Here is a 21,925-nt window from a genome sequence, read left to right as displayed (position 1 = left end):
AAGTTTGTTACTACTTACACATTGTTCACGGTCACCGTAGCCGTTTGATGCACATCCCGCTTCATTACTACTGCAGCTGCACCTAAAATAAAGCACGAAATCCCCATAATGGTAAGCATCCAGCTGTCCTGAGTTGTTCCGGTTCCACCGAACATTATATTTAACATTCCGTCCACCCCATACGTAGCTGGCAGCCACTGGCTTACATTTGCGTACCCTTCTGACAATAGTACTCTTGGGAGCATCGCACCTGATGTGACCAGCTGCATAGATAGCAGTACGATATTAATCAGCATTCCTGCTAGACCAAAAATAAGAACGAACAGCTGCGTCATAAACAAAAATGCTACCATTAGCAACGACAGAAACCCCATAAGCATCCAGAAGCCCCCAACAATCGGACCACCTAGCCACGCAACCATCGTTGCACCTACGGCTGACACGACAATTGCAACAATTAAATTGATGATACCACGAACAAAAAAGCGATGCCATCTGCTCGTTTTTCCTATAAGTGCTTGTGTTGATTGTTCTAAATTCATCGCCACCAGCATAGACCCGACAAATGATGCCAACACCAACATTAACGGAATCATCTGCCGATGCATGTCACCTGCTGGATGCAAGGTAACCACCGAAGACTGTACACCAGGGTCTGCAAATATATTACTATTACTGCCGTTCTTTTGCTGTGCAATCATAGACACCAACCGGACTTTTTTAATAGCATCTGTAAATTCAGATGCTACAGCAGTCATGATGGACTTTACCATCGCTGGGTTCGATTCATTCATATAATAAGTAAGCTGGATCTCTGGAGGCAGCGATGAGCCTGAGGGGGTTGATTCTTGCTGAACATTTACGATCATTTGGACTTTGCGTAAGTCAAGATCGTACAGGGCTGTCTCAATATCCTTATACCTAACTACCTCTATGGGCGAGCGGTCTGATAATTTCTCCAACAAGCTGGCTAACTGCCCTTCCTGTACAACTACCGCCAGCCTCACCTGTTTCATTCGTTCAGCTACGCCTTCGTATCCCGTCATCCAGACAGCACCAAATATAAGCTGAAAAATAATTGCAGCGGAAACGGCTACCCAAGTTGTTCTCTCTTTAAAAAATAATCGAAAAGTCTGTTTCACTCCTACCACACCCTATTCCTTAAAATGGTGATAATTTAAACAAATGTTTAATTAAACGTTTGTTTAATATAATAATTTTTACCATCACTAATGTCAATCCTTTGGCTTATCTATCTACAATCCTGAGCCGCAGCCATAGTCTCTGGTATAATAAGAGACTGATCGAATAGTTTTTGCCTATATAAGGGGTGTGCTTGCATGTCACAATTGGTGCAGCCGAGTCAACGGATTGATGCGCTGGACATCATTCGCGGCTTTGCTATCTTTGGTATTTTCTTCGTAAACGTCCCTGATATGATAGGCAATGGCGTGAATTTTGCAACCTCTTATACAGGTGCTGACGCTATGGTTCGCTTGTTATACGATATGTTCATTCAGACCAAGTTCTACACGATCTTTTCGTTCTTATTTGGTCTAGGCTTCTATTTATTTATGCAGAGCGCCGCGAGAAGGGCGCTTCCTGTATATCGTTTGTTCACTCGCCGACTCTTGCTGTTGTTATTGATCGGAATTGCCCATTATGTACTGCTGTGGCAAGGGGATATTCTTCATGCATACGGCTTATTCGGTTTTCTATTGCTCTTATTCTATAAACGCTCTGCCAAGACCATTCTGACATGGAGCATCACGTTATTAAGTCTATATGCGCTCCTTATCGTGTTGCTTGGTCTCGCAGCGTCATACACCGATGCTAGCGGAGACACTATCGGTTTATTTCCCCATGTGCCAGACATGCGGATGCGGATCAACCATTTGTTCAGTAACGGTTTTGAGAATTTGTCATTATTGGTCTTTGAAGTGCTTGGCTTGTTTCTATTAGGTCTGTATGCAGGAAAAAAACGCTGGTTCGAACGTTTGCATCTATATCAAGGCGCTATCAAACGTCTGCAATGGATATCTGCCGGGTTCACCTTGCTGTTGTTTATCCCAATGGTTGTCTACTATGCCTCCCATCCGATTTACAACACCTTGCAGAACTATGGATATACTCATTTAACAGGAAAAACATTAGCAGTATTTTATGTATGCACACTGCTTCGGCTTATTCACCGCTTCGGATCTTATCGCTTTCAGAGCTTGGCTGCCGTCGGCCGTATGGCGCTTACAAATTATTTAACGCAGACCCTACTCACAATGGGATTGCTGCGATTGCTATGGAACGACGCAGGAACTGCACCCTTGTGGATGGGAACGATATATGTTGTTATCATCCTTATCATTCAGACCTTTTGCAGTAAGTTATGGCTTCGCTTTTATCAAATGGGACCTGTGGAGTGGATATGGCGAGCCGGAACATATGGACAATTCTCTCCGCTTCGCCATAAGTCCAATGCCAATCAGGAGCCTAAGCGTGGAAGATGATCTTATTTCATTCAGGAGAGGAAGTCTTGAATCATGCATCGCATCTTAATCGTGGAAGACGACAACGAAATCGGCTCATGGATGGAACGATTTCTACAACAAAAAGGGTATGACGTCGAATGGCGCATATCCGGAGAAGGACTAGTTGAGGCCGCTACCTCCAAAAGCTTAGTGCTGCTTGATGTCATGCTGCCTGGACTGGACGGGTTTACGTTGGGCCAGCGGCTAAAGAAGGAGCACCCCCTGCTGCCAATCATGATGCTGTCTGCTAGAACAGCTATTGATGATAAATTGCAAGGGCTGCAATTTGCCGATGATTATGTGACTAAGCCCTTCCATCCTGATGAGCTAGCAGCTCGTATAGAAGTGCTGCTTCGCAGGCACGAACAGAATGCACCGGAGCTAATCTCGCTGCAGCACCTGCATATTTACCCGCATCAGAATCGAGTGGTTGATCAGCGGAACGGCGAAGATATCATCCTAACGGGTAAGCAGCATCATATTTTTGCGTACATGCTGCGCCATGCCAATCAAATCTTAACCAAAGAGCAGCTATATGAGAGGGTATGGGGAGAACCATACATTGACGGTGATAAGACCCTCATGGTACATATTCGTTATTTAAGAGAGAAGATTGAAATAGACCCAAGCCGCCCTGAGCTTATCGAGACCATCCGCGGCATCGGTTACCGGGTCAAACGATGAGCTCGCAAGTGCGTTGGCGCCAATCACTTCGAGCTCGCTATCTGCTGATCATTTTTTGTGCGCTAGCGTTATGGATTATTGTGTTTCCGGTATTGGCTATACTGATGCAACTATCACAATCCTTCACTGGTAATACTGAACCTAATCCTTATGCTAGCAACGAGCGAATGGAGAAGCATTGGCACGACACTGCCGCCAGTCTTGGACAAGCCTCACCGGAGCAGATCGCGCAGCAGCTAACACAGCTGAAGTCCGAGTACCCGAAAGCGAGCATGTTCTGGGTTGACGGGTCAGGGCATACCCGTAACATGCTGCCTGTACAAGCACAACTTCCTAAGTTATGGACAGCGGTGGACAGTATTTCATTTATGAAGAAGAGCTACGATCGCGACCCTTATACAATAGTGTCCTTTATCGGCAAGCAGCCGGAGAAGGGCTTTATGGTCATGCAGCTGCCAAGGAAGCTAATGGGGAATACGTTCAGTAAATCGTACAACTATAACTGGTTGCTGCTGGTTCAAGTCGCGATTTATATCTTATTTGTGATGTTATCTTGGCAATTTTTTAAGCGTATACGTAACCGGTTGGTTCGCTTGGAAGAGGCAATGACCTTTACGGACGACAATGGCATTCCTCATACGCTGCAAGTGGTACGTGAAGATGAGATCGGCCAAGTGGAGCATGCATTTAACCGCATGATTGACGACCTAAGAACGAGCAGGCAACGGGAACAAGAGGAAGAGCATCTGCGGAAGAAGCTGATTGCTAACTTGTCACACGACATTCGTACACCGCTCACGACGATAAGGGCACATGCCCATTCATTGAAAGAAGAACCTTTGTCAGCGCAAGGCGTGTCGTCCATTACGTTAATGGATACAAAAATAAACGACTTGGGGCATCTGGTGGATAACCTGCTCTCTTATACGCTGCTTGCCGCCAAACGGTACACCCTGCAGCTACAACCAGTTGATATCGTTCGGCTCATACGTGAGAGTGCCGCGAATTGGTATCCCGTATTGGAGCAGGAGAAGTTTGATATTGAAATCGATCTGCCGGATCACGCTATTATGTGGTGTATTGACCCCCAATGGATGAAGCGAATTATGGATAATCTCATCCAAAATGTCGTACGCCATGCCGCCAACGGCCGTTATATTGGCATTCAGGTACTGAGTTCGGCAGCTCGAGCACGAATTGTGATCACAGATAAAGGACCCGGCATGCAGCGATCAACAGACACTAAGGGAAGCGGGATTGGCATGAGTATCGTGACGGTCATGCTTCAGGACATGGGCCTAGTTTCTACAGTAAGAACCGGAGAATACGGCACAGTGATTGAGATTTCTCCTGATTTTTAAACAGAATTTAAACTTAAGGTCGCCTCCCTTTAACCTGTGCACGATAAGGTTAAACATGAGGTGATCACAATGAGCGATGCTTTCGTTCAAACTACACAATTAACAAAGCAATATGGTTCGCGAACGGCTGTTAATAAGATTAATCTGGAGTTAAACAAACAAGACATTTATGGATTCTTGGGACCAAATGGAGCTGGAAAAACAACTACCATCCGTATGCTATTAGGCCTTATCCGACCAACTTCTGGATCTATCCGCATGTTTGGCAAGTCTTTCCCGAAGTCACGAATCGATGTCTTAAAAAAGGTCGGTTCTTTAGTCGAATCCCCTTCTTACTATGGACATTTGAACGCATGCGAGAACTTGGAAACCATTCGTCGCATTATCGACGTGCCCATATCACGAATTGATGAGGTATTAAGCATCGTTGGGTTAACAAAAGACGCCAAGCGTGTGGTCAAAGGCTACTCACTTGGCATGCGGCAGCGATTAGGAATCGCCGCTGCGCTGCTTGGGTCCCCGGAGCTGCTAATCCTGGATGAGCCCACCAATGGCCTCGATCCTGCAGGCATTTTGGAAATGCGAGAACTGATCAAATCATTGCCCGCCCAATACGGCATTACCGTACTTGTCTCCAGTCATCTTTTAAGTGAAATTGAACAGATGGCCAATCGAGTCGGTATTATTCAGCACGGCAGCATCCTTTTCCAAGATTCACTGGAGATGCTGCAGAGAAAGGCAAAACACCATATCAGCCTCGCGGTGTCAGATCCCCGCAAAGCAGCTCATACGATATCCACATGGGGCATCCATGCCGCTGAGGAAGAAGATCTACTAACGATTACATACGTACCTGATGAGCAAGTAGCTTTAATTGTGCAGCAGCTTGTTCAAAATGGCCACAGCATATACCGAATCGTGGATCAAAGGCAGTCGCTCGAAGAGATCTTCTTGTCCCTCACCGGGAAGGAGCGATCGTAATGCTGCTAAAAGCAATGTCTGCTGATTGGCTTAAGCTTCGACGCACATGGATGGGTTGGCTGGTACTGTTGGGACCGATAGGCGTTATTGGCTTACAGAGCGTCAATTACGGTCTCCGCTACGATTATTTACTGAAGAAGTATGCAGATGATCCTTGGGGCAATCTGATCATTAACGTTCAGTTTCTGGCGGCACCTGCACTGCTGCTGGGAATTACTCTAATTGCATCCATCATTTCTGGGATTGAGCATCGGGAGCAGTCGTGGAAACAAGTATTGGCTCTGCCGATATCCCGCTCGACTGTGTTTGCTTCCAAATTTACAATTATCCAATTACTGCTCTTTGTGGCCTGTACTTTATTAAGTGGCGGCACGCTTCTGCTTGGCGGAGTGTTGGGATTAGGGATGGATATTCCGTGGGAAATGCTGCTGTTGAAATGTTATTTTCCGTGGCTTGCCGCAATGCCAATTATTGCGCTGCAATCGTGGCTGTCCATTACCAATCGAAATCAGGCGCTGCCGATCTCAATTGGCATCCTTGTCAGTATCTTCAGCATGTACGCTGCTCGCATGCCGGACTGGATGCCGCTCAAATGGCCGTTGCTCGTTAACGGAGCTCATTGTCCCATTTACTCGGTCATCGCGGGCCTATGTACAGGTCTCGTTATTTATATGCTGTCTTTGCTCCACTTCGCCAGAAAGGATGTGGACTAACATGCGGACTTTGCATCGGATCCTTTATGCTGAAATATTAAAGTTAAAGCGTTCCAAGCTAGCACTCATCCTGATTCTCAGTCCATTGATGGCTGCCATGCTCGGCTTAATGTATAGCCTCAACGTGGATCAGCCTTTCGCATGGAAAATACTGCTCTCCCAGATGGCTATGGCACACGCTGTGTTGTTCCTGCCGCTGCTATCGGGTGTGCTATCCGCCTTTATATGTCGGTACGAGCATGCTAACGGGGGTTGGAAACAGCTCTTATCATTGCCCGTCTCCCGCTCAGGTGTGTACATCTCCAAATATGTAATCGTAGCGGTGCTGCTCGGGGTCACACAACTCATCTTCCTGGGTGCCGTGCTATTGGTCGGCTCGCTTAAGGGGATCGCTGAACCGATTCCATGGATTATGCTGTGTAACAGTGTACTTAACGGTTGGATAGCTTCTCTGCCGTTGATCGCGCTGCAAATGTTAATGGCAATGGCTTGGGCAAGCTTTGCTGCTCCGCTCGCTGTTAATGTCATATTTACGCTGCCGAACTTGATGGTGATTCAGTCCAAGTACGGCATCTATTATCCATGGGGCCAGCCGTCGCTTGCAATGCTGCCTCAGAACGATTCATTTGGAATCAATGTCTCTTTAGAAACGCTGCTGTTTGTCATCGGAGGAAGTTTTGTTTTATTTGTCCTGGCGGGACTTTCATATATTAACCGCAAAGAAATCTAAAATCGTGCTCTTTCTTATCTCCATGATTCAGAGCATGTTATGCCATCCAAGCCTTTATATATATGTGTTCACTGCAACCTGACCCATTCTTTATTGGTGTCAGGTTGTTTTCTATTTGCGGAGTGGATCGCTTCCTTAAGCAAGAAAGCACTTTTTATCAAGAAAATGGTGAACTTCAGTTCCTGTAGATTCACTGATGCCAGGAACTTTAGAGCATATTGTATCAGCTACCAATCACCCCTATACGTTCATCGATATACGATATCGTGAAAATGAGCGCGGCAATTCGTGGATGTTCGAACGTACAATCGCTAATTACGAGGTGATGATCCCTATGCTGCTGGAGCCGAGGCAGCACATGGAGAGTTTTCTATTGATCGACAAAGTAAGGATGCCCAAGTATTTGCCATGACAGAATAAGTTATGGATATAATAACAACCTGTCCGTCGCGCTAGATTTAATAACAGTTATTCCGAAAAAATAATAAAAGGGTAATAACCAACTACCCCTTATAAATCAATATAAGCCTGTGATGTAATGCTCTTATAACGAATGTGATTGTCACAGGCTCTTTCCTTTTATTGCATTGATAATTCAATCCGCATTCTATCCTAATACGTTCAGTCTAGCTTAACTACTCTTCAGTTTCCTACGATTACTGGACACATTTTATCTAGTGACTATTTTCTCTTTATGATAAGTAATGAGATTAGAAAGATTAATATTATCCCTAGTAAACTTGAATACAGCGCAAAGTGTGCCGACAAAAGTTTACATTCAAATAAAATGATTATTATAAATAAATAGCCTAGAGAAAATAAATACGAATAACAGAAACTTGGTTGATAGTAATCCCTCCTAAGCGATTTTCTCGATCAACTCATCCCATATCATATTCCAGATCAATGATTTGATCTCTATTCCCTTTTGCCTTTACTTTTTTATATGATTTCTCCTACATTTGATGCAGCCGCCCTTGCTGTAGCTGCCCTAATAATTTCACGGTTTGAACTATGGCTTAACCACAATTCAAATCCCTACCAGAAGGTCTTCACTTCTTCCACTCCTCCTGAAACAACGAGAATAGAATATTCTGATCGAGTTTGGTTTTCACAGAAAAACCCTCTACATCCATCCCATACGTGAATCAAACATCTTCATGTCTGACCATAGGACGTCTATAGAGGGTTAATAAATACTATGCTTTCACTCAGCTATATAAACGGATTATACTGCTTCTCAAAGCCTATCGTCGTCGTAGGCCCGTGACCTGGATACACCGTAATGTCATCACCCAATGGCAGCAACTTCTCATGAATCGAACGAATCAATGTATCATGATCACCATCTCGTAAATCTGTACGACCAACAGAAGTACGGAATAACACATCACCTGCAAACAAATGCTTGCCGTACAGGAAGCTTACGCTGCCTGGAGAGTGTCCTGGTGTATGCATCACTTGGAACGTATATCCGATCAGATCAAGCGTCTGACCGTCTTCAAGCAAGTGATCAGCTGGCGCAAAGACCATCGGTGGTGATACGTGCGGCCACATAAGCGAGCCGTTTAGATCAGGCTTCAGCAGCCATTCCGCTTCGGAACCGTGGATATATACGGGGCAGCTATGTGCATCACGAACTTCCTTTAGCCCGCCGATATGATCAAAATGCGCATGTGTCAACAGAATCGCCTTCACTTGAAGCCCATCGAGTGCCTTCATAAGCGGCTCTGGATTCATACCAGGGTCAATCACGACCGCTTCCTTGGACTCTTCGTTAATGAGCAAGTAGGCATTGGTCTCAACAGGCCCCAGAGAAAAGCTTAATATACGAAACATCGTTGCTAAACACCGCCTTACCATTTTCTGTATCATAATCGGAACAATACTTCACGAAGAATCAGGCTCGACTTGTCAATATGGTGCCGCCGTTCGCTCGTATGCCCGATCTAGTTGCAGCCAACTCTGTTGTCGGTTAGAACGACGACAGCAATTCTCTCAATTCGCGGACGATACGATTATGATAATCCGTACCTTCTCCGTAAGTCTCCATCATTTGCTGGCGAACTACTTTCAGGTTGTCCTGATAGTCAGCAGCCTCGCGATCCGGATTCGCCTGTTTAAAAGCAATCATATGAGCCTGCACATCGCTAGGACGTGGCCCCCATTTGCCTAACACATGTCCTCCAGTATCCGTAATAATAACGACTGGAACTGATCTTCCACCCATTGTCAAATATTGGTCCATTAGTTCAGGAAATTGTTCCATGATCAGAACCTCAGTTGGAATGCCTGCAGCCTCCATCGCTTTGAATACAACTGGTACGTTGCGCACAACGTCACCGCACCAATCTGCTGCCAGAATCTCACAACGCAGATCATCACGGAACTGCAGCGACTCAAAGAAAGAGCGATCCTCTTCATCTGCCCATTCGAACTGTTTATACCAAGATAGGAAGGCATCCTGATTCTTGGTCATGCCATCCATAAAGGCTTGTGGTGATATGCCCTGTCTCAAATATTCAGCTATAGAGTTGCTCATTTGGATTGCCCCGCTTTCTTTTTCGAAATAGTATATTTAATGACAACATACACGATTAGAAGCGCAAGTGCAATCAACAGTATCGGCTTGACGTACGGCGCAGCAGCCTCATCGATGTGCTCCCATTTATCGCCGAGCATGAAGCCCAGGTAAACGAACAATAACGTCCACGGAATAACAGCCAATGTGGTTAATATCGTAAACTTCCATACAGGCATACGTGTGATCCCCGCTGGAATGGAAATGGCGTGACGTACAATCGGTACAAAACGTGCTGTGAAAATAACACCCGTACCGTACTTGTTAAACCATTCCTCCGACTTATCGATATGGTGCTTGTTAATTAATATGTATTTCCCAAACCGTTCCAGAAACGGTCTACCGCCGTATCTTCCGATCCAATACACTACCAATTGGGCAAGCACGCCCCCTACAACTCCGAATATAACAATCATAATAAAGTTCGCTTTTCCTAAAAACACAAGAAACCCGCCGTAGGCCAACACAATTTCACTAGGTATTACTTCCAGCATCAATCCAAAAAAGATGCCCCATTCCCCCAGACTTTGAATCCAGTGAAACAGCGTGTTAATAATCTGATGAATCGTATCCATACCTTCCCTCTTCCCTACATGCTTATTCATAGTTAATGATAACACTTGGAACGACTGCAATGATAACCATTCTATTCTAGCATATGGAAGGACATCACTCCAAGTTAGGAATTAGTGTACAACCATCCGCATACATATGGACTAGCTCAAGATTGGAAGAGGAGGTCTAGAATATGACTAAGTTATGGGTTGTATCCAAGAAACAATGGCGGATCGGATTAATTGCGTTGGCAGCTATTATGGTGGCTGCGGCTTATTGGCGTTATGAGTCACTACAGGTTAAACCGGAACCAGTTGCCGCTCAGCCCGCTGTAACGCAAACCAGAGTGCTCCATATGGTTACAGGCGAGTTTAAATCGGTATTGGAAAATGGAAAAGAGTCAGAAGTTTATGTGTTTAGCCCTGGGACGGTCTTCGCTAATGAAGGAGAGAAAGTGGAGCTGCGTATCCGCGGGGTAAGCGGCAAGCAACATGACTTCACGATAGAAGGACTCGACCTACACGGCTCGATATATAAAAATAAAGAGACAGTCGTTACCTTTCAGGCTAAGGAAGGCATATACCGTATCTTATGCCACTCCCATGGGGAGGCCAGTAACGAAGGGCCGATGATTGGATATATCGTAGTCGACTAATATTTCACTTAGAGAAATGACTGATCTGAGCATTGTTGATGCTTACTATTCTTTTCTAACACGAGTCACCCTATTAAATCTTATACCCTCTTGAAGCCGCTGAAAAAAGAAGATTCATTCAGGTTGTGACAGGCTGAAAGTCTGTGCATATGTTGATTCATAGGCCCGTGTAGAGAGGAGTCACCTTGTTGAGACCAAAAGAGCGCCACGAAGCCTCCTTGCCTTCCGCACGCAAAATTCGCCGTTCCTGCAGCACGGAGCTGTATCGTACGATCAAGCGGATGAAACTGTATATCCCGGATGAACTGCTAAAGCAGGGCGAGGAGTTATATGTAAAAAAGGTATTCGGTAATTTGACCTGGATTCATGAGAACAGCCAGAATCGCAAGCGACTTGCCGACTGGTGGGATGAAGCAGTCAGTGAGGAGCTCTCTCAACTGTGGAAGGTGGATCGCACTAAACTAAGTGCCTGCTTCCGAGATGCATTTGGTGGATAGCCCAAATAACTAAATCCACCTGCAACCAAAAGGCCCATGTGTTTCCCAAGGGAAACGCATGGGCCTTTTTTGGAATTAGCCAATAATGGCGAATGCTTCGACACCTCTAGGTACATTGCGTGTTCGAAACAATATACCGACTCTGTTAAACACCTGAATCGTAAGCGGTACGTTGGTCAAGACGCCGATATTGTTGAAGCGGACGACACCGTGGCGGTCAAAAGCTGCTGTAGACAACAAGCGCCCACCTGAAAAAACCCGGGCAAAAAATCCGGCTGTATTAAATGTAACGCCGTTGTTCTGCACCCATAATACAGTAAAGCGTGTAAAGTACAGGTTTGGAATCTGCTTTGCCTTAAACCGCTTTTTGGTCACTTTACTGACTACTTTTCCTTTGAGCTGCGGATCCTTGAGGGGAGGAGTGATACGTTTTACGATGCTCATGCGGATGCTCCTTTCTGTCCGTATCGTACAACGTATGCAGCTCGCTCCTGTCTCGCATGGTCCATTTGCCCGTTCTCCTGTTACTTAATTGGGATGGTGAGCAGGTACACAGAGGCCGCTGCACGCTCGGCCTCTTTCGTCATGGCAAACCGCTTGCCGTTTGCCACATGCTCTATCGCCGCGATGCGGCGCACTTCAGCATCGTAAGCGCTGAAGTGCCTTTCTGCATCCACAGCCAGCGTCAGCGCCAACGATGTCTGTCCTCGCTCGGCGGCCGCCTGCGCCATAGCGGCGAGCCGCACGATCGCTTCGGTCTGCAGCCTGCGATCGAAGCGATCGGCCTTCACGGCCGCCTGCCAGTAGGCGGCCGCTTGCTGCGAATTGCCGCTGCGCTCAGCCGTAAGCGCCAGCTCACGGCTGAGCGCTTTGCCGTCGCGTTCGAAGCGCTGCCCCTCCATCAGCAGGGCAAGCGCCTCTCGCGGCGGTAAGCTGCGCGCAGCTGCGATGCGCAGCACCGTATCGGCAGGCGCCAGCCGCTGTGCTGCGCGGAGCGTCACCGCGTTGGCGGTCGTGTGCTTTCCGCTTGCTGTGGCGTACAATACTTGCGCCACGCAGTGACTTAAGCCCACCGCCGCTACCACCAGCAGCGGTACGACAAGCGCAAGTGCTGCGAGACGCTGACGCAGCTTAACACGCAGCACCTGCTTCGTATCACTCTGCATCAGCTCTGCCTGTATCTGTGTTTCATCTGCCTCGACCTGCTCGCTCCACCTCTTATCACCTGCATAACCTAACGCCAGCCACGCAAGCCATACATAGATGACCCAACTGTATGCCATGTCAAAGTCAATCAAACTATGAGCAGCTATTGCTGCTGAAGCCATGCCCGCTGCCTGATAACGGCGCCAGCCTTGCCATATCGCCACAGCCGCTAGGCCCATCGTCAACAACGTACCGATTGCGCCAATGTCCAGCAGCATATCAAATAAACTACTATGTACTTCCTTGCCCACATACGGCTCGCTCTGGATAGATGAAAACTGCTGCCTCCAGGCATCTCCCCCACTGCCCAGCCAAGGGTACTCCTGCCACAATTGCCATGCATCCTTATAAAACAAAGTTCGAGCGGAAGCCGTCTCATAATGACCTGTTAAGCGATCGCCAGCCTCATTCGGCATGACATACAATGCTGCTCCTAACACGGCCGTTCCCACCACTGCTAGGATAACCTTGGGTAGCAACGGCTGTATAAATGATTCACGGTCGCCGTTATGAGTTCTTCTAGTCCTATTGCTGCTTCTAACATGGAGCATATACGGAATGACCGCGGCTCCTACTAGGCATAAGACAAGTGGAATCGCAATAAGTTGGCTCTGCTCCAACCATAATGATGCGGTAGAGGCCACTGCTAGTATCGCCCAGCTACCATGCCACGCAGCCCACCCGATAAATCGGAGTCTTGTACCTTTCAAAACAAGCCAAGATACAAACACAATACCAGCTGTAACAAGCCAGGCTCCCCTTGATTCCGTAAGACCCAGCACCGTTGCATGCAGCAATAAACAGACCGATTCCAACATCCATATTCCTTTGTTAGGTGATAATTCATTTAACCGTCCCAAGTGGTACAGCGCATATGCGCCCGCCAGCGCTCCAAGCGTATTCGGATATTGCAACCACCCACCAAGACGGAAGCCAAGCGCGGACAGTTCATCATTGGAACTGGACATGACGCCTCCGTTGTAGGGAAGCCAGCCGTACAACATACAAAGTGATCCAAAAGACATTATAATTCCGATGATGACTAGCACAATATGAAACTTCTTTATGGCTTGCCTGCACGTCAAAAAACCGTAGATTAGCATAAGCCATATGCCAAAAGAGCTCCATCGTATTATTTGCATCCAGCTTCCGTACACAGAGGCGGGTTCCAGCAGCAAAGTTATCCCGTAACAAACTGCCGCTGCTAGCGGGAACCATAGCGGCCAGGGGAAGACGTTATCTTCCAAGGCCGACGCTATACCTTTACGTATGATGTGATACACACCTATCCCAATGAGCAGCACAGCAACAGGCAGCATGCGATGGTTATAGAACAAACCTTGCTGATATAGCCCTATTCCTAATACAATTGCCGCTATCATCCACAGGATAAACGGTCTCGTTTCATGCATGGATGTATGCGCCGTTCCTTTCAACATATCATTTCCCCCTCTCAACATGCTGCCTTCTACCTGCTCGTATCTTTCCTATATCAACGTACGTATTATGCTGCTTAGAGCTTAGGTACGCCGCTGTTTTCATGCTTTACCTGTTCATCTATTTATCTATTTACTATTATATGATTGTTAATACAAAGTAAGATTGAGATCAATTATGGAGTCTATAAGCAAAAAACTATTAATGGGAGCAGCATCCAATCACTCCGTTTCTTACTTCTTTATACTTCTCTATGAGCTAAACTGTTACAACTAGCTTCACAATTGACAATGTGTGAACATGTCAAAAAGACCGCTCCAACGGAGGATACCGAGTAGCGGTCGATGCTAGACTAATTTAAAAGGAATTATTGATGCCTTGCTGTCTTTATATGATCTCTAAATAATTTCTGTCTTGCTCCTCTCAAGCTGCGATGTTCACTTATCTAATGGGCTACAAGATTGACAACGCAAGCTTAGCCCGAATAAAGGTATTATTTTCAGGCCGCAAGATCCATCTTCGTATATCAGATACATCTATCCCATTGGAACCATTAAGCTGATCAATCTCACTGATTTGTTGAATTAGCACCTGTTTATCCAGCAGCTCCACAACCTGAATTAGCTGTAAACGAGTAGAAGTTGGGTCCACATAGTATAAACCGTAATGCCCTGGTCCCAGCATCGGCTGCTGGTTAATGCTGTCGATGCGAAACGTAACGTCAGCTTGACCGGCTGCCGTATGTGCTTCTCGCGCACTCTTGACTGAACTAAGCAACGACTCAAACGGAGCCAGCCAATAACGTCCTGCTGACGTTACCGGCATACGCAGCACATTTTCAACACCCTTATATTGTCCTGTGTATTCGCTGTCAGCTACAGCGTGAACCTCAACCCTTACTTCCCCAACCGTTGATCCGCCACGGCCGTCGTCAGCCCTGACTTTAATCTTGTCTGCACCAGCTGCTGCTCCTTGGACAATCAATTCTGAACCTTGTAAGGAAGGGTTCACAATGCCTTTGTTCTCTGTCCCAATAAACGTATATGTAAGACTGTCCTGATCGGGGTCTGCAAAAAAGTCCGCCAATTGTATGGATTGTGATGAGCCTGCTACGATATGCCGCACATCACCCGGCCCTATATAACTTGGCTCAGTATTCATGGCAACCGTAAAGAAGTAGGACGCCTTATTACCTAGTCTATTCGTAGCTGTAATCGTTACGACCGTATGCGTGAACTTCGTCTGTTCCTTTATGACATAATACGCGTCTACACCGTTAAACTCCGACCCAGCCAAACCCAACGCTTTACTCGAATCTTGAATATCAAAATTGTTTCTCTTATAATCGATCGTTGAATCATTCGGAAAGAGTACTTTAAGATCAATCAGCTTACTTACTTGATTCGGAGCGAAATAATAATCGCTTAAATAATTCATGTTAATAGTCGAAGCGGCCAAAGGTTGTGTTGGGTCCACCACCATAACAGCAAACTTCTCCACCTGAATATGCCCTGACGGATCTGCCCACGTTACAGCGACTGCGGTGGTTCCCAGCTTGTTACCTTGTACTACATACTGCTGGAGCTTGAGATCAGCATCTACTGTCGCGATAGTAGGATCAGCATAGGTTATGGAATAAGTTACACCTGTTACTGTAGTGTTAACAGCCAGTGTATCGTTAAGCTTTACCGTCTTCGTGTCCGTTACAACCGTGTGAGGGAATTGGATTCCTTGCGCCTCAACTAGCTTGGGCATCATGGTTAAGGGGCATATCCCTATTATAAGAAGTAAAATAACAAACCATGATGATCGATTGCTTCGTACAAACATCCGATATACTCCTCCTCTATTATGCCGTTATCGCCATGTACGCATGGAGGTTAGGTAAGATTCGCCCAGTTCCTCTGTTATTGTACAACAATGAATCAGCAGTATGACTTCCTGCCGCTGATTCCATCCTTTATGTATCCGTCTAATAATTTACATGAGTAGCCAAACCGTCTCTGTTCAGCTCGAGTTGGATTTTCACCCGTTGTCCCTAATTCTAACCCATTTTACAAACAGTGACAATCTGTAACCGACCGCATTACGCAAGTGACAAAGCTACCTCCATATGGACTTGTACTGCTCAATTGTTCGTGACACAATAAGTATGAAGTAAAATCGATACCCCATTGTGTGTATTAATAATAGATGAGAGGAGGACTGCTCTTGCAACCCTTTCGAATCATTCCGATGAGAGAACACGATGCAGAGGCCATATGTAGTTGGCAATATGAACCGCCATACAATTTGTATAATTTCTTGTCCTGGGAGCAGATGAAAGCGCTCGAAGTTGAATTTGGTGATCCTGCGATTCGAGAAAGCCAATTTGCAGCTGTACTGGGGGCAGAGGATGAACTAGAAGGATTTGCGCAGTTTTTCCCGTTAGAGGGTGTAACACGACTCGGTCTTGGCATGCACCCTGGCAGATTAGGATTTGGAAGAGGCAGATTGTTTGTACAAACGATTGTGGAAGAGGCCCTGCGACGTAGGCCAGAGGATGAAATCGACTTGGAAGTATTATGTTGGAACTCTCGGGCAATACGGACATATGAGCATGCCGGATTCCGAATTACGGATACGTATGAACGCCCAACACCTTCCGGAACAGGCCTGTTCCATTGTATGGTCTATGATCCTGAGTGACGACTGTGCACCAGGAACGGCTGCTTCTGGGACCGATAAGATCATCTGGAAAAACCCTGCCGTGTATTTTGTATACGGCAAGGACAGTGTTATTCACAACTTCCCAATACTCTTCTCCGTTCCTTTAGCAACTACGTTCCTCATACAAGCACAGCGGTAATTCCCTTTAAGACAGGGGCACGGCTTGCAATGGCACTGCTCTCCTCATGATAGCCCTGTAAGCTTGCAGCTAAGTCAACGAGGTGAGTGCACCCCTTGTAATCCTTGCTCCGCAATCAGATCATGCAGTGCACCTTCTAGATATGGAGCTGCCTGCAGAAAATCGCGGAATGCCGTGTACTGCTGCCAATTCGCTTGGACGTCGCTTTCAGGCGCACGCACCGCACGAATTAGAATATTTTTAGGCGTATTCTCCATGTCAATAAACTCCAACAATTGCGTTTGATACCCTACACAATCCAGCAGCTTCGCCCGCACAGCATCTGTTGCAAGCGCTGAGAAACGCTCCTTTAATATGCCGTGGCCAAGCAGCGGTTCCAACACCGGAGTGTCTACCTGCCGGAACAATTCATGCTGACAGCAAGGTACAGACAATATGACACTTGCTCCCCATCTAACTGCTTTGTTTAAAGCAGCGTCTGTAGCTGTATCGCAAGCATGCAGGGTAACAACCATATCTACTGCGCTGGCTCCCTCATACTGAGCAATGTCGCCTACCGAGAATTGGAGTCCCTCATACTGTAATCTGCGCGCCAATGCCTCACAATGTGCAATCACATCTTCCTTCAGATCAAGTCCGTTGATCATCACATCACGCTCACACATCACATGTAAATAATGATACAGGGCAAATGTCAGATACGATTTTCCACAGCCAAAATCAATAATACGTATCATACGATCGCTAGGTAAGTGAGGCAGGATGTCGGCCACCATCTCCAGAAACCGATTGATTTGCTTGAATTTATCGTATTTAGAGGCAAGTACTTTGCCTGCATCACTCATAATGCCAAGCTCTGTCAGGAAAGGCACCGGAACGCCTTCTGCCAGTATATATTGCTTCTTGCGATTATGAGACAAGTCAGCCTGCACCGACTTTGTCTGTTTGGTCCGTATGTTTACCTTGTGCTTCTTGCTAATTAACACATGGTGTTCTGCCTCTGTAGTCCGCAGCAATGCTTGGCGGAAGTTATGTTCAAGCATACTGAACAGCTTGTCTGCTGCCCGCTCTGCCGTCACATTTTCATGTGTCACCTTATTAGCAAAGTGATAAGTGATCTGCACCATGACCTCGCCGCGCAGCTGGATGGGCTTAATCGTTGCTTTGACACAGCCTTCTTCCGGAGCCTGCCGCACTTGGCTAAACACAGCTGAATGCAGCGTTCCTTCTTGTAAAATATGTTGAACTAACTGCTGTAATTGTTCCATGATGATGCTACAACCTTTCAATCACATTGCTGTGAACTCATTAATTTTATTGGACTGTTAAGTATGGTCAGCATACTCGGACTCGTTAGAGCGGTCCACTTTCATCATCGTCTGTACGTCCTGCAGCCCTTGCTCCACCTCGTCACGAGGTAGCCCACCTGCTTCAAGCTCATCGTCTGGTAGTTCCAGTAACCGTTCATACCAAGCTGCTGCCAATGACAAGCGGGCTTCATCGCCAGTCATCCACTCATACAGCACATTTTCTGCCTCTGCATAACGCTGATCCAGATCATGCCATCTCCATATCCGCTCAAGCAGAGAGGCATCCAGATGATAAGGAGCCAATTTGTCGCTCAACTTCTCCACGACTTCTATTACAGGCAACAAGCTGCGATTGCTGCCATGCAGCATCGCTTCGACAAGCAGTACATAAACCTTCATTAGACGTTGGATATGATTCGCATCAGCGGTCTCTAATCCATCATGAGACGACGAACTTTGCTGTAGCTCATACTCCAACTCGGCTCGCTCCAACATTATGATAGCCAATGCCTGCAGCTCGTCCGACTGCAAATGACCGTGCCTATGGAACAACTTGATGATATCGTCAGGTGACAAAGTATCTGTCAGCTTGCCATTCAATCGGAACTTACGCTCTAGCAGGTCGTCCCATTCCAGTAACAATTCAGCCTTTTCTTTCTGTTCCTTTAAGCCCAGCGTCCGGGCAATCATGGCTGTCATCTCTTGAATCAGCCGTACCAGATAATCACGTTGATACATCTCATGCCTCCTATAGTAACATACAATGTTAGTACTGCTTTAACTGTCGTACTTCACATATGAGTAGATAAACGGGATAAGAAGTGTCACGGCGATTACACACCCTTAATCACATGTTAATCCTATATCATGCTGATCTGACAAACCATAAATATTATAATAACTAGCTATTATAGCGGGAAGCTTCTTTATAGGTCAATATCCATACGAGACCGCATACAATAACATTAAATGCACAAAACAGACCCTATAAGCACACAGAAATTTAAGATACCGCCCTTTCTCCACCTTATCCCTCCTTGTCATGTTGAAACTGAATCACATCAAGGAGCCAGCCAAGAGCCTCCTGCAATACCATCGTATTCAGCGAATACCAGATATGCTGTCCTCTCCGTTCATCTACAATCAGTTGGGCTTGTTTCAACGCATTTAGATGATGTGAGATGCTAGGCTTGGATATATTAAATTGGGCAGCTATATTGCCCGCGGTCATATCACGCTCTTTCAGCAGTGTTATAATCTGGCGTCTCGTCGGGTCTGCCAATGCTTTAAACGCATCGTTCATTTCTTCCTCCATCATAGTATCCTCTTATTTAGAAGTTTATCTAAATATAATGCCGATTATACCGAAAAAAAGCACCCCCTACAATAGAAGGCGCTTTGGACTCGTTTATGTTTCCATATTCGTAATTTCGTGAACGAAAGAAGATACTATCTCATTTACTTCTTCTGGTGTTTCCATCATCCCCATATGGCCAGCAGTTTCGATGACTGCTTGTGTCACGTTACTGCCCTCCGTCGTAAACAACCGGTCAGGCCGCACCTTCTGGTCCATTCTGCCAGCCACAAGCAGCAGCGGAAGCTTAGTTGCAGCCATCACAGCCGTACGATCTTCACGCTCACGCATCGCTAACGCCGCTCCAATCGCGCCTTGAGGCGGTGTATGGTACCCGATAGCCTTTGCAAGCCGAACTTCATCTTCTAATTGTTCCAACTTGTTCGGATTAAACAAAGATGGAATCAATTGATCGATAAAAGGCACAATTCCATGAGCCTGAATATCTTCAACCGCCTTCAAGCGGCCCTGCCTTGCCTCATCAGAATCCGCATACCCTGTTGAATGGATCAGGCCAAAGCCAAGCAAACGCTCACTGAATCGTTGAGCAAATGACAATGCAATATACCCGCCAAGCGAATGTCCTAACAATATAAATCGATCCAAATGAAGCTTGTCTGCCATTTGAAGAATATCATCGGCCATCTGCTCAATTGTGTAGGCCCCATTAGGCGCCTGAGTCTTACCATGACCGCGTAGGTCCGGTGTAATCACATGATATCGCTCACTAAGCAGCGGCACAACAGAATGCCAATAGTCGGAACTGCCGCAATAACCATGCAGCAGCACAATGGGGACTCCTGCACCTTGTTCTTTTACTTCCATGTGGAATCTGTCTGTTAGTTGAATTTTTGCCATCGTAACCCCTCGCTTTGCTTCATCGTGTTATGCCCTTTTAATCGGATTTATGCCTTCTGTATAAAATGCACAAAAAAATTTCACATTTTGCACAGCGAACGATTCTATCAACCGCCGTCCGCTCATAGATATACACTATATTACACAGGCATGATTTAGTTGAAACGCTGCTTATTCATTCCAACAGTGGTCCACTCATCTTAATGTCTCCCTAAATTGAAAGGGGGTGATGGTGATGAAGGATATCGAACTGTTCTTAGGCTCTTGTATGTTTATGATTGGTCTGATTCAACTCATCATTCAATTAAATGAACGTCGTAAAAAGTAATCCGCTCCTTGCGGAACGGATCGCACAGAATAACCGGTGTATCGTCAGGAGTCGGATGCCCCACATCCGGCTCTTTTGCTGTGGTCCGGCTTATGCCCACAACTTCATATTATGGAATGAAGTTAAAATTTATGACTGCAATGGGGCACAAAATGCTGCGCATATGGCATCTGAAATCTCTTGCGCCATCAACATCACCGTGTGCAGTGAAGTCGTCTGCAATGTCCAATAAGGCTTGGGCCCATGTTCGTTAACGACTGCTGCCACGCTGTAATGACCAACTGCCGGTAAGCCCTTGCCCACAGATTGGGCGGGCTGAAGAGACTGATTGCCCACAAGATAATACCCGACTGTTGCAGGCTGACCTAGGCATGCATCTATCGCTACAACCAGCTTGTCTTCCGAAATGGTAGCAATTCGCTCTTTCAGGTTAGAAGCATCACAGGGAAGCTCCAACGTGCCTATAACATTGTTAAACCCACGTCGCACTAATTCTAAGCCCACAATTGGCCCCAATGCATCCCCCGTTGAACGATCTGTTCCGATGCAGACGAAGGTTAATTGTGCTAAAGAATACTGCGCAGCAATTTGTCGGAAGAAACTCCGCAGCTGCTCCTGATTGCTCTTCTTCAGCTTGGGCCTGCTAATCGTATCCGATAAGATAAGCTCCTGCATACATGCACTCCATTTCCTCTAAGCAGATATTGGCCTTATTGTACTTGAAGTCCTGTACGTTGTCACTCCACTGCCTTGGTATTTGTAACAAGCAGGTTAAGCATCACATCACTGCATACTTACGTCATAAATCATTTCGGTACGGGTTCATCGTGTTAAGTTCCGTGTAAGATGATTTGGTCCCTCGTGAAACTTATTACTTAAATAGGATCCTTATGCTTGCTTGAAAGGCGTTTAGTTTTCGTGGAACTCATGTTACAATACGTTCAGCATATCGGACGAACCGATTGAAAAGATGAAATGAAAGTGGAATTAAAGGAGGTATGATGAAATGAGCCACGCAGATAATCCACAGGCACAGGTTGAAGCCATGATCGAAGACATAAAGGGACGCTTGAAGATGGCTACCGCCGCTGCTATGCAAGCATCCGCATTTTCCGTTGAACAATATGAGGATATTAAAGACATTCATGAGATTGTTATGAGCAAATCCAATTTTAGCATCAGCGAGATGGAAGCACTCGTCTCAGAGTTAGGCAAACTTCGCCGTTCCTAATCTGATACTCCTCCTAATCATGAATAATGCCCTGACTTCCTACTTGTCGTGACAAACGATAAGAGGAGATC

General features: G+C 46.2%; 23 protein-coding genes. 11 read left to right on the top strand and 12 right to left on the bottom strand.

Going from position 1 to position 21,925, the window contains the following annotated elements:
- Positions 1–14 precede the first annotated feature (14 nt).
- Positions 15–1,142: an ABC transporter permease gene (locus tag MH117_RS20380; RefSeq protein ID WP_239331837.1), complete on the bottom strand. Its 1,128-nt coding sequence runs from the start codon at positions 1,140–1,142 to the stop codon at positions 15–17.
- A 198-nt stretch (positions 1,143–1,340) separates the two neighbouring features.
- On the opposite strand from MH117_RS20380, the gene MH117_RS20375 reads away from it, so the two are divergent.
- The 7 genes from MH117_RS20375 to MH117_RS20345 all read left to right on the top strand — a co-directional run bounded on the left by MH117_RS20375 (position 1,341) and on the right by MH117_RS20345 (position 7,406).
- A complete protein-coding gene (locus MH117_RS20375) occupies positions 1,341–2,504 on the top strand; it encodes a DUF418 domain-containing protein (protein WP_239331835.1) in 1,164 nt (387 codons plus the stop codon).
- A gap of 33 nt (positions 2,505–2,537) precedes the next feature.
- The gene (locus tag MH117_RS20370; protein ID WP_275444744.1) at positions 2,538–3,209 is read left to right on the top strand and encodes a response regulator transcription factor; all 672 of its coding nucleotides are present in this window, start codon (positions 2,538–2,540) and stop codon (positions 3,207–3,209) included.
- Positions 3,206–4,570: a HAMP domain-containing sensor histidine kinase gene (locus tag MH117_RS20365; protein WP_239331833.1), complete on the top strand. Its 1,365-nt coding sequence runs from the start codon at positions 3,206–3,208 to the stop codon at positions 4,568–4,570. Before MH117_RS20370 ends, MH117_RS20365 begins: the two co-directional genes overlap by 4 nt.
- A 69-nt stretch (positions 4,571–4,639) precedes the next feature.
- Entirely contained in the window at positions 4,640–5,551 is a 912-nt protein-coding gene (locus tag MH117_RS20360; protein WP_239331831.1) for an ABC transporter ATP-binding protein, read from the top strand.
- Positions 5,551–6,264 (top strand): ABC transporter permease, encoded by a 714-nt coding sequence (locus MH117_RS20355; protein WP_239331829.1) that lies wholly within the window; start codon positions 5,551–5,553, stop codon positions 6,262–6,264. Before MH117_RS20360 ends, MH117_RS20355 begins: the two co-directional genes overlap by 1 nt.
- A gap of 1 nt (position 6,265) precedes the next feature.
- The gene (locus MH117_RS20350; RefSeq protein WP_239331827.1) at positions 6,266–6,994 is read left to right on the top strand and encodes an ABC transporter permease; all 729 of its coding nucleotides are present in this window, start codon (positions 6,266–6,268) and stop codon (positions 6,992–6,994) included.
- Positions 6,995–7,190: 196 nt separating this feature from the next.
- A complete protein-coding gene (locus tag MH117_RS20345; protein ID WP_239331825.1) occupies positions 7,191–7,406 on the top strand; it encodes a hypothetical protein in 216 nt (71 codons plus the stop codon).
- 803 nt (positions 7,407–8,209) lie between these two features.
- Here MH117_RS20345 and MH117_RS20340 read toward each other — a convergent pair.
- The 3 genes from MH117_RS20340 to uptA all read right to left on the bottom strand — a co-directional run bounded on the left by MH117_RS20340 (position 8,210) and on the right by uptA (position 10,150).
- Positions 8,210–8,833, bottom strand: coding sequence for an MBL fold metallo-hydrolase (locus MH117_RS20340; protein WP_239331823.1), 624 nt, complete (start codon positions 8,831–8,833; stop codon positions 8,210–8,212).
- 136 nt (positions 8,834–8,969) lie between these two features.
- The gene (locus tag MH117_RS20335) at positions 8,970–9,536 is read right to left on the bottom strand and encodes a thioredoxin family protein (protein WP_239331821.1); all 567 of its coding nucleotides are present in this window, start codon (positions 9,534–9,536) and stop codon (positions 8,970–8,972) included.
- Positions 9,533–10,150 carry an undecaprenyl phosphate transporter UptA gene (uptA, locus tag MH117_RS20330; RefSeq protein ID WP_239331930.1) on the bottom strand — a complete coding sequence of 206 codons (618 nt, stop codon included), beginning with the start codon at positions 10,148–10,150 and terminating at the stop codon, positions 9,533–9,535. The genes MH117_RS20335 and uptA overlap by 4 nt, the downstream gene beginning before the upstream one ends.
- A 173-nt stretch (positions 10,151–10,323) precedes the next feature.
- Between uptA and MH117_RS20325 the strand changes: the two genes are divergently transcribed.
- Positions 10,324–10,785, top strand: a complete 462-nt coding sequence (locus MH117_RS20325) for a cupredoxin domain-containing protein (protein ID WP_239331819.1) — start codon at positions 10,324–10,326, stop codon at positions 10,783–10,785.
- Between the two features lie 185 nt (positions 10,786–10,970).
- Positions 10,971–11,282 carry a dehydrogenase gene (locus tag MH117_RS20320; protein ID WP_239331817.1) on the top strand — a complete coding sequence of 104 codons (312 nt, stop codon included), beginning with the start codon at positions 10,971–10,973 and terminating at the stop codon, positions 11,280–11,282.
- Between the two features lie 75 nt (positions 11,283–11,357).
- On the opposite strand, the gene MH117_RS20315 is transcribed toward MH117_RS20320, so the two are convergent.
- From MH117_RS20315 to MH117_RS20305, 3 genes are all read right to left on the bottom strand, one after another.
- Positions 11,358–11,726, bottom strand: a complete 369-nt coding sequence (locus MH117_RS20315) for a hypothetical protein (RefSeq protein WP_239331815.1) — start codon at positions 11,724–11,726, stop codon at positions 11,358–11,360.
- Positions 11,727–11,806: 80 nt separating this feature from the next.
- Positions 11,807–13,927, bottom strand: coding sequence for an O-antigen ligase family protein (locus tag MH117_RS20310; protein ID WP_239331813.1), 2,121 nt, complete (start codon positions 13,925–13,927; stop codon positions 11,807–11,809).
- Between the two features lie 451 nt (positions 13,928–14,378).
- Positions 14,379–15,755 (bottom strand): hypothetical protein, encoded by a 1,377-nt coding sequence (locus MH117_RS20305; RefSeq protein ID WP_239331811.1) that lies wholly within the window; start codon positions 15,753–15,755, stop codon positions 14,379–14,381.
- A 405-nt stretch (positions 15,756–16,160) separates the two neighbouring features.
- Here MH117_RS20305 and MH117_RS20300 point away from each other — a divergent pair, with 405 nt between their 5' ends.
- Positions 16,161–16,613, top strand: coding sequence for a GNAT family N-acetyltransferase (locus tag MH117_RS20300; protein WP_239331928.1), 453 nt, complete (start codon positions 16,161–16,163; stop codon positions 16,611–16,613).
- 234 nt (positions 16,614–16,847) lie between these two features.
- On the opposite strand, the gene MH117_RS20295 is transcribed toward MH117_RS20300, so the two are convergent.
- From MH117_RS20295 to yyaC, 5 genes are all read right to left on the bottom strand, one after another.
- Positions 16,848–18,041, bottom strand: a complete 1,194-nt coding sequence (locus MH117_RS20295; protein WP_239331809.1) for a class I SAM-dependent methyltransferase — start codon at positions 18,039–18,041, stop codon at positions 16,848–16,850.
- A gap of 57 nt (positions 18,042–18,098) precedes the next feature.
- Entirely contained in the window at positions 18,099–18,821 is a 723-nt protein-coding gene (locus tag MH117_RS20290; protein ID WP_239331807.1) for a DUF6483 family protein, read from the bottom strand.
- A gap of 289 nt (positions 18,822–19,110) precedes the next feature.
- The gene (locus MH117_RS20285) at positions 19,111–19,386 is read right to left on the bottom strand and encodes an autorepressor SdpR family transcription factor (protein WP_239331926.1); all 276 of its coding nucleotides are present in this window, start codon (positions 19,384–19,386) and stop codon (positions 19,111–19,113) included.
- A gap of 105 nt (positions 19,387–19,491) precedes the next feature.
- Positions 19,492–20,295, bottom strand: a complete 804-nt coding sequence (locus tag MH117_RS20280; RefSeq protein WP_239331805.1) for an alpha/beta fold hydrolase — start codon at positions 20,293–20,295, stop codon at positions 19,492–19,494.
- A 457-nt stretch (positions 20,296–20,752) separates the two neighbouring features.
- Positions 20,753–21,298, bottom strand: a complete 546-nt coding sequence (gene yyaC / locus MH117_RS20275) for a spore protease YyaC (RefSeq protein WP_239331803.1) — start codon at positions 21,296–21,298, stop codon at positions 20,753–20,755.
- 331 nt (positions 21,299–21,629) lie between these two features.
- Between yyaC and MH117_RS20270 the strand changes: the two genes are divergently transcribed.
- On the top strand, positions 21,630–21,854 hold the full coding sequence (locus MH117_RS20270) for a DUF1128 family protein (RefSeq protein ID WP_239331801.1): 225 nt from the start codon (positions 21,630–21,632) through the stop codon (positions 21,852–21,854).
- The last annotated feature ends 71 nt before the right edge of the window (positions 21,855–21,925 follow it).

The organism is Paenibacillus sp. ACRRX (assembly GCF_022346885.1).
GTDB lineage: Bacteria > Bacillota > Bacilli > Paenibacillales > Paenibacillaceae > Paenibacillus_B.
Note: the sequence above shows the minus strand (reverse complement) of the source record. Positions and strands in the feature narration are given on the sequence as shown.